Origin of the sequence: Micromonospora sp. NBC_01699 (assembly GCF_036250065.1) — a bacterium.
Taxonomy (GTDB): domain Bacteria; phylum Actinomycetota; class Actinomycetes; order Mycobacteriales; family Micromonosporaceae; genus Micromonospora_G.
On the sequence record NZ_CP109199.1, the window covers coordinates 1729607 to 1742862 of the forward strand.

13 protein-coding genes are annotated in these 13256 nt (G+C 67.7%); 9 read left to right on the top strand and 4 right to left on the bottom strand.

What is annotated here, in order from left to right; all coding sequences use genetic code 11:
* Positions 1 to 31 precede the first annotated feature (31 nt).
* From hemE to hemQ, 3 genes are read left to right on the top strand one after another with little or no spacing between them, the layout of a single operon-like run.
* Positions 32 to 1114 carry a uroporphyrinogen decarboxylase gene (gene hemE, locus OG792_RS07840; protein WP_329108555.1) on the top strand — a complete coding sequence of 361 codons (1083 nt, stop codon included), beginning with the start codon at positions 32 to 34 and terminating at the stop codon, positions 1112 to 1114.
* A 19-nt stretch (positions 1115 to 1133) separates the two neighbouring features.
* Positions 1134 to 2612, top strand: a complete 1479-nt coding sequence (gene hemG / locus OG792_RS07845; protein ID WP_329111155.1) for a protoporphyrinogen oxidase — start codon at positions 1134 to 1136, stop codon at positions 2610 to 2612.
* Complete coding sequence (gene hemQ, locus OG792_RS07850) at positions 2609 to 3325, top strand: hydrogen peroxide-dependent heme synthase (protein ID WP_329108556.1); 717 nt, start codon at positions 2609 to 2611, stop codon at positions 3323 to 3325. The genes hemG and hemQ overlap by 4 nt, the downstream gene beginning before the upstream one ends.
* A gap of 52 nt (positions 3326 to 3377) precedes the next feature.
* Here hemQ and OG792_RS07855 read toward each other — a convergent pair whose 3' ends face one another.
* The gene (locus tag OG792_RS07855) at positions 3378 to 5582 is read right to left on the bottom strand and encodes a ricin-type beta-trefoil lectin domain protein (protein ID WP_329108557.1); all 2205 of its coding nucleotides are present in this window, start codon (positions 5580 to 5582) and stop codon (positions 3378 to 3380) included.
* Between the two features lie 258 nt (positions 5583 to 5840).
* Here OG792_RS07855 and OG792_RS07860 point away from each other — a divergent pair, with 258 nt between their 5' ends.
* Positions 5841 to 6593 (top strand): acetate uptake transporter family protein, encoded by a 753-nt coding sequence (locus OG792_RS07860; RefSeq protein WP_329108558.1) that lies wholly within the window; start codon positions 5841 to 5843, stop codon positions 6591 to 6593.
* A gap of 183 nt (positions 6594 to 6776) precedes the next feature.
* Here the strand turns inward: OG792_RS07860 and OG792_RS07865 are convergent, their stop codons facing one another.
* Both OG792_RS07865 and OG792_RS07870 read right to left on the bottom strand, forming a co-directional pair.
* Complete coding sequence (locus OG792_RS07865; RefSeq protein WP_329108559.1) at positions 6777 to 6971, bottom strand: DUF397 domain-containing protein; 195 nt, start codon at positions 6969 to 6971, stop codon at positions 6777 to 6779.
* A 2-nt stretch (positions 6972 to 6973) separates the two neighbouring features.
* Positions 6974 to 7828 (bottom strand): helix-turn-helix domain-containing protein, encoded by an 855-nt coding sequence (locus tag OG792_RS07870; RefSeq protein WP_329108560.1) that lies wholly within the window; start codon positions 7826 to 7828, stop codon positions 6974 to 6976.
* Positions 7829 to 8675: 847 nt separating this feature from the next.
* On the opposite strand from OG792_RS07870, the gene OG792_RS07875 reads away from it, so the two are divergent.
* The 5 genes from OG792_RS07875 to OG792_RS07895 all read left to right on the top strand — a co-directional run bounded on the left by OG792_RS07875 (position 8676) and on the right by OG792_RS07895 (position 11511).
* On the top strand, positions 8676 to 8867 hold the full coding sequence (locus tag OG792_RS07875; RefSeq protein ID WP_329108561.1) for a hypothetical protein: 192 nt from the start codon (positions 8676 to 8678) through the stop codon (positions 8865 to 8867).
* The gene (locus OG792_RS07880; RefSeq protein WP_329108562.1) at positions 8864 to 9073 is read left to right on the top strand and encodes a hypothetical protein; all 210 of its coding nucleotides are present in this window, start codon (positions 8864 to 8866) and stop codon (positions 9071 to 9073) included. Before OG792_RS07875 ends, OG792_RS07880 begins: the two co-directional genes overlap by 4 nt.
* Positions 9070 to 9342, top strand: a complete 273-nt coding sequence (locus tag OG792_RS07885; RefSeq protein WP_329108563.1) for a hypothetical protein — start codon at positions 9070 to 9072, stop codon at positions 9340 to 9342. Before OG792_RS07880 ends, OG792_RS07885 begins: the two co-directional genes overlap by 4 nt.
* Before the next feature lie 949 nt (positions 9343 to 10291).
* Positions 10292 to 10903 (top strand): matrixin family metalloprotease, encoded by a 612-nt coding sequence (locus OG792_RS07890; protein ID WP_329108564.1) that lies wholly within the window; start codon positions 10292 to 10294, stop codon positions 10901 to 10903.
* A 14-nt stretch (positions 10904 to 10917) separates the two neighbouring features.
* A complete protein-coding gene (locus OG792_RS07895; protein WP_329108565.1) occupies positions 10918 to 11511 on the top strand; it encodes a hypothetical protein in 594 nt (197 codons plus the stop codon).
* A 275-nt stretch (positions 11512 to 11786) separates the two neighbouring features.
* On the opposite strand, the gene OG792_RS07900 is transcribed toward OG792_RS07895, so the two are convergent.
* Complete coding sequence (locus OG792_RS07900; protein ID WP_329108566.1) at positions 11787 to 12578, bottom strand: hypothetical protein; 792 nt, start codon at positions 12576 to 12578, stop codon at positions 11787 to 11789.
* Positions 12579 to 13256 lie beyond the last annotated feature (678 nt).

Sequence of the window (13256 nt, forward strand, 5' to 3'; positions counted from 1 at the left end):
TGCCACCATCGGGCGTGGCACGATTGCGCCGATGACCACCACGATTGCCGGAAACGTGAGCCGGGGCGGGGAACCAGCCCCGGCGGGCCCCGCCGACTCTCCGTTCGTCCGCGCCTGCCGACGGCTGCCGGTGCCGCACACCCCGGTCTGGTTCATGCGGCAGGCCGGCCGCTCGCTGCCGGAGTACCGCGAACTGCGGGCCGGCGTGCCGATGCTGGAGTCGTGCCGGCGGCCGGAACTGGTCCACGAGATCACCATGCAGCCGGTACGCCGGCACGGCGTGGACGCCGCGATCCTGTTCAGCGACATCGTGGTGCCGGTCGCCGCGGCCGGAATCGACCTGGAGATCGTGCCGGGGACCGGTCCGGTGGTCGCCGAGCCGGTGCGTGCCGCCGCCGACGTGGACCGGATCCGGCCGATCGACGCCGCCGATCTCTCCTTTGTGGACGAGGCGGTCCGGCTGCTCGTCGCCGACCTCGGCGACACGCCGTTGATCGGGTTCGCCGGGGCGCCGTTCACCCTCGCCAGCTACCTGGTCGAGGGCGGCCCGTCGCGTACGCACGTGAAGACGAAGGCCCTGATGTACGGCGCGCCCGAAATCTGGCACGCGCTCTGCGCCCGGCTGGGCGACATCACCGAGGAGTTCCTCCGGGTGCAGGTGAACGCGGGTGCGTCTGCGATCCAGCTGTTCGACTCCTGGGCCGGGGCGCTCTCCGAGGCCGACTACCGGCGGTTCGTGCTGCCGCACTCGACCCGGGTGCTGGCGAGCCTGGCCGACGCGGGCGTGCCCCGGATCCACTTCGGTGTGGGCACCGCGGAACTACTCGGCGCGATGGGCGAGGCCGGGGCCGACGTGGTCGGGGTCGACTGGCGTACGCCACTGGACGCCGCCACCGTACGGATCGGCCCGGACAGGGCGGTGCAGGGCAACCTGGACCCGTGCGTGCTGTTCGCCCCGTGGCCGGTGGTCGAGGCCGAGGTGCGCCGGATCCTGGCCGAGGGCGAGTCGACTCCGGGACACGTGTTCAACCTCGGCCACGGCGTCCTGCCGGAGACCGATCCCGACGTGCTGACCCGGGTGGTCGCGTTGGTGCACGAGGCATCCGCCCGCTGATCATGGAAGCTTGCTGAGCATGGAAACCGGTACGCGGGACGACGCGGCGGGACGGCCGGCGCGGATCGCGGTGGTCGGCGGCGGCATCACCGGTCTCGCCGCCGCGCTGCGGTTGCGGGACCGGGCACCGGACGGCAGCACGATCACCGTCTACGAGCAGTCCGGCTCGCTGGGCGGCAAGCTGCGTACCGGCAGCGTCGCCGGAGCGCCGGTCGAGTTCGGTGCCGAGGCGTTCCTGACCCGCGACCCCGCCGGGGGCGAGTCGGCGGCGGTCGCCCTGGCCCGCCGGCTGGGGCTGGGCGAGGACCTGGTGCACCCGGCGACCGGGCAGGCGGCGATCGCGTTGCGTGGCCGGCTGCTGCCCGTACCCGGCGGCACGCTGGTCGGCGTACCCGGAGATCTGGAAAAGGTGTCCGCGCTGGCGCAGCCGGCGGCGGACCGGGACCGCGACGGCGGTGGCCCGCTGCTCGGCCCGGACGAGGACGTCGCCGTCGGTGAGCTGGTCCGGCGCCGGCTCGGCGACGAGGTCGTCGACCGGCTGGTCGACCCGATGCTCGGCGGCGTCTACGCCGGCCGGGCGGACTCGCTCTCGCTGGCCACCACCATGCCCGGATTGGCCCGCACCGCCCGGATCGAGGGCACCCTGACCGGCGCCGTCCGGGCCGCCCTGGCGGCCTCGCCCCGCACCCCCGGCCGACCGGTCTTCGCCACCGTGGAGGGCGGGCTGGGTCGGCTGGTCACGGCCGCGGCCGAACACCTGGTGGCACCCGTCGGGGCCGGCAGCGGTACGGCGGTCGGCGGGGTCCAGATCAGGCTCGGCGCGACGGTACGGGAGCTGGCCCCCACCCCGACCGGCTGGCGGCTGGTGATCGGCCCCACCCGCGACCCGGAACAGGTCGAGGCGGACGCGGTGGTGCTGGCCCTGCCGGCGCGTCCGGCCGCCCGGCTGCTCGCCGGGGTCGACGTCGGTGTCGGTGCCCTGGTCGGCCGGCTCGACTACGCCAGCGTGGCGCTGGTCACCCTGGTCGTGCCGGCGGCGACCCTGCCCGACCTCTCCGGTTTCCTGGTGCCGGCGACCGAGGGCACGCTGACCAAGGCGGCCACCTTCTTCAGCACCAAGTGGGCGCACCAGCGCCGGTCGGACGGGCTGGCGCTGCTGCGCGCCTCGGTCGGCCGCTACGGCGAGGAGCACCTGTTGCAGCGCGAGGACGCCGAGCTGGTCGCGGCGGTGCACGGGGAACTGGGTCGACTGCTGCCCGGTGGCGCACTGCCGGCGCCGGTGGCCAGCCACGTCCAGCGGTGGGGCGGGGCGCTGCCGCAGTACCAGCCGGGACACCTGGAACGGGTGGCGGCGGCGCGGAACACGCTGCGGACGAGCCACCCGACGCTGGCGCTGGCCGGCGCCGGCTACGACGGGGTCGGCATGCCGATCTGCGTACGCTCCGGCGAGACCGCCGCGGAAGAGATCGTCAAGGCGTTGGGAGGAGCCACGGGATGAGCACGGATGCTGGTGCGGAACAGAGCAACGCGGCCCGGCTGCGGGAGCTGAACGACACTGTCCGCTACACCATGTGGTCGGTCTTCCGGGCCACCGGCCCGCTGCCGGACGACCGGGACCGGATAGCCGCCGAGGTCGAGGCGCTCTTCGCCGACCTGGCGAGCAAGGACGTGGTGGTCCGGGGCAGCTACGACGTCTCCGCCCTGCGGGCCGACGCGGACCTGCTGATCTGGTGGCACGCGACCACCCCGGACGCGCTCCAGGAGGCGTACGGGCTGTTCCGGCGTACGGGACTGGGTCGGCAACTGGCACCGGTCTGGTCGCAGATGGCGCTGCACCGGCCGGCGGAGTTCAACAAGAGCCACGTGCCCGCGTTCCTGGCCGGTGAGCCGGCCCGCGACTACATCTGCGTGTACCCGTTCGTGCGCTCGTACGAGTGGTACCTGCTGCCCGACGCCGAGCGCCGGGAGATGCTCGCCGAGCACGGCCGGATGGCTCGCGGCTACGCCGACGTACGGGCCAACACGGTCGCCTCGTTCGCCCTCGGCGACTACGAGTGGATGCTCGCCTTCGAGGCCGACGAACTGCACCGGATCGTCGACCTGATGCGTGACCTGCGCGCCTCCCGGGCCCGCCGGCACGTACGCGAGGAGGTGCCGTTCTACACCGGCCGCCGCCGCTCGGTCGGCGAACTGGTCGCCAGCCTGCCGTGAGCGCGGTGCGGGCCACGGCGTTTCCTGCCGTGGCCCGCACCGCGTTACCCGATCACGGGTAGTTGACCAGCGTGGCGACGTTGTCGGCCGAGTTCGCCGGGTCGCCGACGTTGTTGACGATGTTGCGGATGGTGCCGGTCCCGCCGAGCGACACGGTGGTCATGTTGTGTAGCCGGACGCCGGCCCGGTTCGGCACCTCGAACGAGTGCCCCAGCACCACACTCGGGTTGCTGCTGAAGAAGCAGTAGCTGCCCAGCCCCCAGGCTTCGTGCGTGGTCACCGAGTCGGCCACCTTGTACGCCGCGTACCCCTGTTGCGAGCCGTTCTGCCAGCTCGCCTGGTTCGGCACGTCGTACGGGATCTCGTTCTGGTAGAAGTACGTCCTGCCCCGTTCGCCGTTCCAGATGGTCTGGTACTTCTGGTAGTGCTCGACGAAGAGGCCGTACATGGTGACGTCGTTGCCGTTGACGATCAGGCCGGTGTCGGCGGTGTTGACGTTCCAGCCGACCCCGTAGCTGTGGTCCCCGCGCCAGATCCACAGGTGGTCGCCGATCACGTTCGAGCTGTTCACCCGCAGGCTGACGGTGGCCTTGCCGACCGCCGCGCCGCCGACCCGGAAGTAGACGTCGTGCAGCGAGGTGGGGTTGGCCGAGTGGTTGGCCGACGAGCCGGTCGGGCCGACCTCCATCAGCACCGGCGAGTTGACCGGTCCGGCGTCGAACAGCAGCCCGGCGACCTTCACCCCGTCGACGTCGGCGACGCTCATCGCGACGATGCCGTTGTCCGGCATCAGGGTGGCCAGGCCGAGGCCGAGCACTACCGTGTCCGGCCGGGTCACCCGCAGGGTGTCGTTCAGGTGGTAGATCCCCGGGGTGAACAGCAGGTGCTTCCCCTGGGCCAGTTGCGCGTTGATGGTCGCGGCGGTGGCGCCGGGCTTGACCACGAAGAACTGGCCGATCGGCAGGGACGTACCGGCCGGGGCGCCGGACGCCCAGCTGGTGCCGGTCGTGTTGGTCCGGACCGCCGGTACGAACACCTGGTAGTTGCCGGCCTGGTCGACGTAGAGGAACGGCTTCTCGCGTACCACCGGCGTCTGGGCGACGGTGGTGAACGGCGGGTTCGGGAAGCTGTTGGCCGGGGCGTTGACCGCGCCGACGAAGACCATGTTCCAGTTCGAGCCGGTCCAGCTGCCCCACTGGGTGTTGCGGGACAGCCACTGCTGCTGTGAGCCGGAGCGGACCTGGCCGTCGATGCGGGTGTCGGCGAGCAGGCCGCCGCTGGACCAGCCGCCGTCGTCGAGCTGAAGATTTCCGCGTACGTGCATGCGGCGGTAGGCGGCGGCCTGGGAGACGGCCCAGCGGTCGGTGCCCGACGGCGGGTTGACCGACAGGTTCTCCGCGCCGCGCCAGAAGTTGTGCGTGGCGTTGCCCTGGAACCAGTCCGCCTCGACGTGCACGCCGCCGTTGATGGTGACGCTGTCGGGCAGGTAGCCGAGCCCGGCGACCTGGGTGTAGAAGCCGACGTTCACGTCCACGTTGTACGTGCCGGGCTTGAACAGCAGCGCGTACCGGTTGTTGCCGAACTGGTTGCTCTCCTGCTGCTGGAAGACGGTGTTGAGACGGCTCTGGATGGTCGCTGCGGGCATCGACGGGTCGAAGACGGAGACATTCGGTCCCAGGTCCACGTTGCCTCCCGGTGGCGGTGTCGTCGGTGCGGTCGGCGTCGGCGTCGGATTGCCGCCGCCGGTGGGCAGGACCCATTGTTGGTTGGGTCCACCGAAACACTCCCAGATTTGCAGCGGCGTGCCGTCGGCGGAGGAGGGGCCGGTGGCGTCGAGGCACTTGTTCGCCGTCGGGTTGCGCAGCAGGCCGGCGCTGGCGGTCCACTGTTGGGCGCCGCTGCCGTTGCAGTCCCAGATCTGCACCCTGGCCCCGTTGGCGGTGGACGCGCTCGCCACGTCGAGGCACTTGCCCAGGGCCCGGATGGTGCCGTCGTCGCCGACGGTCCACTGTTGGGCGGTGCTGCCGTTGCAGGTGTAGAGCTGCACCCTGGTTCCGTTGGCGTTGCTGGCGGCGGCGATGTCGACGCACTTGCCGCCGTACCCGGTGATGGCGCCGGTGGTGGCGGCCAGGGCGTGGGTGACGCCGACCGCGCCCACCGCGAGCCCGACCGCGACGGTGGCGAGTACGGCGACGATGCGGGGCCGGATCCGGCCGACGGTCCTGCTGCTGGGGGTCATGGCGCTGCTCGGGGTCATGGCGCTTCCTTCTCGCCGGCTGCCCGCCGACGGCGGCATAGCAGTGACTGATGTCAATCAGTTCACAAACTTTACAGATTGGCCGAAGGCTATTCCGGCCATGGGGGGAAGTCAACATATGACCGAAAAAGCTCCCCGTGGTCGCGACCGACGACAAGCCGCCACATCCGGTGTAATGCCTGTTCGGGCGGGTAGTCGGCAACCGCTACGGGCCCAGCCGCGTCAGGCGGTGAGATCCGCTGGAGAAGGAGTCTGGAGATGTCTCACATGTCACGCCCCGGACCACCGATACGCGGCCATGACGGCCACGACGGCCACGACGGCGAGTTCGAGTTCTGGCGCAACCACGCCACCGTCGTCCTGCAACCGGTGGCCGCCCCGTCGATCCTCGGGCTCTTCGGCTTCGCCGCCGCCACCTTCGTCGTCGGCGCGAACCTGGCCGGCTGGTACGGCAACTCGACCACCCCGCAGTTCCTCTTCCCGTTCGCCGCGTTCCTCGGCGGCCTGGCCCAGTTCCTGGCCGGGATGTGGGCGTACCGGGCGCGGGACGGGCTGGCCACCGCCATGCACGGGATCTGGGGCGCCTTCTGGCTGTCGTACGGGCTGCTCTTCCTGCTGATCGCGATCGGCGTACTGACCCAGCCCACGCCGTTCGTGGCCCTCGGCTACTGGTTCATCGCACTCGCCGCGATCACCTGGTCCGGTGCGGCTGCCGCCCTGGCGGTGAACCTCGGGCTCGCCGGGGTGCTGATCACCCTCGCCGCCGGTGCGACCACCTTCGGCGTCGGCCAGATCTCCGACAGCTCCGCCTGGCGGACGACCGGCGCCTGGCTCTTCGTCGTCTCGGCCCTGATCGCCTGGTACACCGCCACCGCGATGATGCTGGAGGCGACCTACGGGCGGGTCATCCTGCCGATCGGCAAGCGCCACGGCGTCAACGTGCCCGGCCGACAGCCCCGCCAGAACATCCAGTTCGTCTCCGGCGAACCGGGCATCAAGGTCGGCCAGTAGCCTGGTGGTGGATTGAGCGGCGACTTCTACTCCGAAGACGACGCCGATACTGCAAGCAGTGCGCATGAGGGTGGAAAAACGGGTAGGTCGGCTACAAAGAAGGGCCCCAGCATCGCGCTGGGGCCCTTCTTAGCTGGAAATCTGTCTGACAGGGAGACCAAACTTCCGTAGTCGATCGAGTGACTAACTGGCACTCGACGCGAAGCTGACGAACGCCCGCCACGCCTCCGGCCCGAAGGTCAGGGTACCGCCGTCGCGGTCCTTGGTGTCCCGGACGAGCACCCGGCCAGGGAGGTTGTCGGCCACTTCCACGCAGTCACCGTTGCCGCTGCCGTTGCTGCGGCTGCTCTTGCGCCATGCGGCGTGGGTGAGATTCACGGCTAGCCTTCCTTCATCCAATAATCGCGCGCACGTTCGATTGCCGTGCGTGACTCGTCGGGGCCTGTTGCTACCGCCCGTAGGTGGTCAAAGGCGAGCGTATACCGGCTCACATAATCCTCTTGCTCGACGTGCGAATCACCGGTCAGGCTCTCCGTGAAGACGATCGACGGATGCTCCGGGAACGACATGACGCTGAACCCTCCGCCAAGACCGAAGTGCCAGACTGTCTGCTGCTTGAGTATCTGGACTGTCACCTCGGGCGAGGGGTGAGCCAACCGGTCGAGCTGTTCGGCAAACACCTTCGGTCCGCCTATCGGGCGGTGCAACAGGGACTCGTCGAGAACAACCCACAAGCTCAGGCTGCCATCGGTTAGCCTCACCTGCCTCGCCATCCGGGCGTCAACGAGCCGGTCGATCTCATCCGGGTCGACGCGGCGGGGATCGCTGGCGAACAGGGCTCGGGCGTATCCCTCCGTCTGGAGCAGGCCCGGCATGAAGCCCCAGTTCCAGGAGTTGACGGCGGTCGCCTCGGCCTCAAATGCGATGTAGGTACTCAGGCCACCTGTGATCACGTGGCGGTAGTCCTCCCACCAGCCTCGGCCACGCCCCTCGCGTGCGAGCTGCCAGAACTGCTCGTGAGTCTCCTCCGGAACGTTGTACGTCTTGAGGATCAGGAACAGGTCACCCTTGCTGACACCCGACTGGGCCAGTTCAATCCGGCTGATCTTTCCTTGCGAACACCCGACCAGCCCGGCCGCCTCCTCAGCGGACAGTCCGGCTTCCGTGCGGAGCCTGCGCAGGTCAAGTCCGAGTTGTCTCGCGCGAACCGTGGGAGTTCGCTTCTGGTCAGGCACCGTAACCTCTCCCTCGCTCGCCACGACCATGCGTTGCCCCGCGATGGAGCAATAGCCCGTCGTTGCGCGGTATGTCAAGCGCTTGTTGGACGTTCGGCTTCCCAACCCCGTGATGCCGGGCTAGCCGATGCTGGGAGGGTAGCCGCTCACCGGCGCGGACATGTCCAGCCGCATCGCGTCTCTCAATCTGTCGGCTACCCCGCCGGGACGCTGCCAATGGACCGCTGTGGTCGATTGATCCTAAAGAGTCCAATTCTGCACCCACCGTCACCCCTCTCACTGATCGACGTTGAACGGGTTGTCTCAGCACCGTTGCGTTAGTCAGGGTGAATGATGCAAGCTAATTGGCAATAAGTCGAGCTGATCACTATGAGTGATCTTACCTGTGGGATGGTGTATGGACCTCTTTGTCCCGTTGTTGACGCTACTGGTGGGTTTCGCCGTTGGGCTGACCATCTTCAAGGTCAAAAGCCGGTGGTGCCCTAAGTGCGGGTTGGCGACCACCGACCGCATGACCGACCCCAACCCCGGCAGGCATCACCATGTCTAGGCATCGGTTGCGGGTAGCGCCTGACCATCCACGACATCGCCGGAGTTGGCTCCGGCTGTTCCACTACTGCGTGCGCGGGCACCGTTGGCGCCGCCGGGCTCTGAGTCCCTTCCCTTGCCCGATGGCTGCAACGCGGCCGTCCGAGCTGCCCCCGGCACCGCCGGGGCCTGGTCCGCGTCCACGCCCCCTCAATGGTGGTCCGGCCTACCCTGTTCCGCCGCTCGGCCGGGGCGGGCCGGGTTCGTGCGGGCGCATCCGGCGGAACTCACGGGGTGACCGATGAGTGGGGAGTTGAGCGTGGGCACGTTGGCGTGGATCGCTCGCGCGGAGGTGAAACGACACCGCAGGGGAACCCTGTGGCGCCCGGTCTGCCTGCACTGCACCCAGTACGGATGCACGTACATGGATCGCGCGATCGAGTTCCTACAGGCCCTCCCACGGGACGCGGGCATCGATGCGCAGGCCGGGGCCGGGGACGGGGAGTCATGAGCAGGCAGGATGAGCCGCTGACGAGGGCCGGAATCTGGTGGGCCGTACGCATGACGCTTCAGGGGCATGTCAACGGGCGGCGCTGTCCGCAGTGCGTGGCCGACTACGAGTGCCGGCAGCTTGACTGGGCGATCAAGGAGTGGATCGAGGCGAGACCGACTTCGGCGGTGTCGGTGCTGCTCAGCGGCGCGGGCGTGATCGTGTGACTGACGGATTGATCGCAGCCACAGCTCTCGCTGCCGAGGGTGGCGCCGACCAGAGCGGTCGGTCGCTGGTGAAGGTCACCGTCAACCTGGTACCGCGTTCGGTTCGTGCGCTTGAGCTGGCCTGCGGGCGTACCCGGGACACCAAGACCGACACGATCAACCGCGCGCTGGTCGCCTACCACCTGGTCCTCGACCTGATCGACCACGGGGACGGCAGCCTCACCCTGCGAAACACCGACGGATCCCTCGAACGGGTGCACCTGATCTAACCGGAGGTGACAAACCATAAAGTACGACGAGGCAAGTCAAAGGCCAAAGCGACCTCGGATGGTAGCCGGCACCCCACCGGACCCCGCCGTGAGAACTCACTCACATCGATCGACGGATCGCGTACTGGCGTGGCCGAGATCCACACCCCTGGACCTGGGTGGGTCAATTTGCGCGGTGTTTCGAACGAGTGGGACGGGACGGACGGGCGAAACGTCGCGCTGTGGGGGCGGGTTGCCGCCCTTCGCCAAGCACGAGAGTGGGCGTACCCGCCGAGTCCTCCACCTCCTCCGGTCATCTTAAAGATTCCAACTCAGCGCACCGGTAGCCGAGAGCGAGCGGAACTGCCCCGTGGATGACGACGACGAAGACGTGATAGCCCAGCACCAGCACGGCCCGGACTGGCGCTGTCGCGCCTGCCGCGATCCGTGGCCCTGCTGGTTCTTCCAGCGGCGGCTGTTGGCGGTGGCTCACGGGAGGCCGCAGAACCTCCGGATCTACATGAAGCAATACCGGAAGCTTGCGGGGGCCGAGCTGATGGACGTGGCCCCCGAAGAGTTGGACGCCCGTTTTCTCGGGTGGCTGACGTGTCCACCCATACGACGGCGATTGCGATCAATCTAGTGAAGAGAAACACCGTGCGGTACCCGGTCCGCAAGTGCAGCGTGTGTACGCGAACATTCGAGGTGCGGCCCGGAAAGGCGGCGCCCTTCCATGACGAGGTAGGCACGGAAAAGATCTGCTTCGGATCGGGGGGCCCGGCGCTCCCGATCGTTCCGACTAAGTGAAGATTTTTAAGGAGCGTTCGTCGGCGGATCACTAGGGCTGGGCAGGAAATTGGGGCGACTGACAGTTGCCCGGATATCTGCTGGAATTGTCCCGTTCGGCTCCAATAATTTAATTGATCGACATCTATTGACGGTCACTGACTGGGTACCTAGCGTGATTGGCATGAAGAACGCCTCACGTTGCCTAGTGGCGACATTCCTGGCCTTGACAACCGCGCTCGCGGTTGTCGTCGTCCCCCGATCGCCGGCCACAGCCCACGACGACCCGGCCGGCATCGACTACGTGTTGTTCTGGTGCAAGATGCCCTCGTCTACTGTCCGGTGGTCCGATGAGACGGGCGGCGGCGGCTACGGCCAACAGGCAATCGAAGCAGCCGCAGCGTGGGACAACTACACCCCAGTCACGATGCAACTCGTTGGGACCACCCCCAATTTGATCGTGGATCAGGCATATTGGGGAAACACCGGATGGGCTGGTCAGACGCAAGCACCCGCAAGCAATCCATCATGTGCTGGCGGACTGGCCGTGTGGGAGCGCCTGCCGCTGACATCGATGCTGAACACGTACTACACGGACGCGTACCCGGCAGACAAACGACAGAGCGTGTTCGGGCACGAGATCGGGCACGCGCTTGGGATCAACCACCAGAGTCACCCAGGAAACACCTGCGGCGGCCTGGCGCTCATGTACTACACCGTGGCGTTCCGTTACGATACGTGTAGCCAGTTCCTCCCTCAGTCCGACGACGTGGCCGCAATTAATTTCATCTACTAACTGAGGGGCTGTCGATGTTTTGGAAACTTCCGATCGCCGTTGCAGGGCTGGTCCTGCTCGCCGCGCCGATGGCGGGTTGCGGTGGTGTGGACCGGGTAAACGGGTCGGCCTCCGCCCCCGCTGAACGAAGCGCGGGCGCGGGTCAAGGGGACATTCACGTTTCCCGCATCAAGGACTACAACACGTTTGCGGAACTCAAGGCAGAAAGCACGGTCGCCGTGCGGGCGACGGCCGGGGACGCTCGGGTCGAGATGTTGCACGGTGTGCCGTTTACCGTCACCAGCGTCAAGCTGATCGGGCCGGCAGTGTGGGGCCAGGTGCCGCCCCTGGGGGCGCTGGAGGTGCGGCAGACCGGGAGCGCGACGGCCGTAGCGGCGGATCTGTCGCCCCTGCTGGTCGAGGGCCGGGAATACCTCCTGTTCGTGACCCCATGGATCTATGAGAAGGGGGTGCCTACCGGGCAGTGGGTCATCACCGGCGATCAGGGGGTGTACGTCCTGGAGGGCTCCGGAGATTCCGCCCGGTACCGGTTTGCCGGTGCGCCGAAACCCAACCTCCCTGCTGAGTTGACCGTCGAACAGGTACACGCGGGAAGTTTTCCCGCCTAGGCACCTCGCCCCGCTCGGCGTGACTTTCTGCGGTGGCGCTCTCGGGGCGGGCCCTCCCTATCGGTCGGCGGGGGAGGGAAGATCGGGAGCGGTCCGGACCGCTCCCGCTTTCCCGCTCGCTGTCTCGGTCAGGCGCTCGCCGGCTCCGGCCATGGCTCTCGGAGGCCCATCTCATCGAGCACGCGCCGCAGTCGGTCGATGGTCTGACAGGGCCTGAACGAACTGAAGGAGCGATCCCGGTTTACCTTGGCTGTCCGGGGTCGCTCCTTGCGCTGCTACTTCGGTCGCCACTCCCCGCACCCCTCGGCATGGAACGCGTAGTCCGTCGACCGGATCGTCACCTGTACCCGTCGGGCCCCGGCGGTGAAGTAATTGTCGATCGTGCCGCCGTCTCGGTTCTGCCGCTCCCAGTAGCAGCCCTTCACGTCGGTGACTACGTACGTCCCGGGCTTGATTTCGCTGCCGACGAGGTAGGTGCCATCGGCGAACAGCCGCCCCTCCTTAGTCAGTTTGGCGTCCGCTGAGCCTCGTGCGATTGCCTGCTTCCACCTCGCCCCCAACGGATGCTTCGGACACAAGGTCAGGGCCCCGGTCAGCTCCGCGATTTGTTCGACGCTTGCCGCGTACTCCTCTTCGGTGTACATCTCTGTTGGGTCGTTTTCGGCGCAGATCGTGTACAAGGTCTCCACATCGTTGTCTATGTAGCCCGACGCCTTGTACGCCTGCTGCTCCAACGGGGTGGTGGGGGTGACGGCGGTGTCGGCATCACAGGAACTGGCCTTCGCTGACCAGATTTGGGTGAAGTCAGGGCCCTTGTTCGGGTCGATAAGGACGGCGTATCGTGCGGGTCCGCAGTCGAGAACCACCCGGCGAATGTTAGTCGGATCGTCGGGGAAGAGGTCCGCCGTGTTGGGGATGCCGTCGTTGTCCCTGTCAGCCGGAGGGGCGGTCGCTACGGCCGACGGTCGAGACGCCGCCGGTGACGGCTGGGCGGCGGGCTCGGTGTTCCCGCATCCGGCAAGCGTCACGGTCAGTGCGGCGGCGAGTAGGTGGTGGCGTTTGGTCACCGTCGCAGTTTGCTGCCGGTCGATCACACCGGGCATGGGACGTTCGGGCCGGGTAGGTGTCGGGACCACGACACCCGTCGGCGCATCGGATACATGCCAGCAGTCTCTATCTTCCGGTCTACCTCCGGCGAACGAACACCGAAAAGGTTCGGATCGCCGGCTCCTCTAGTCATGCCGCACGGACGGACCCACGGTCTGTATGTTAGATCTCCAAGCCCTCGGCCCCGAGTTCGTTTCTCACACCGAGCAGGTTTCAACGTGATTGAACATGTGGATGTTGCTGCCACCGAACGAGGCTACCGCGAAGGCGCCCGTTGGCGGTTGGCGCGGCAGGAGAGTAGTTCGTCGGATAATAGGCAGCTGAATACGGTTCGCCGTATTCCCACTACTCCATAATGCATAATCGCGGACGGCGGGCGTCATCGGCCGCTGCTGTCAGCTCTTTGGCACCGGAGACTGCGGCTTCTTAGTCTGCCCACCCGACTGGGAGACACTGTTTTTCGGGCCGATGAAAGCTTTTCCGGCGGCTGGAGCACCCGCCAATTCGAGTGGACCGACCCGTCCAGCTCGTACCCCGGCCGCTGGTGGGTGTGGTGGAAGTCCTCCAAGTTCAACCGGGAGAGCAGCGGACAGTACACCAGCCCGGATCCGCCCGCGTTGGGTGCCGAATCGTACGGA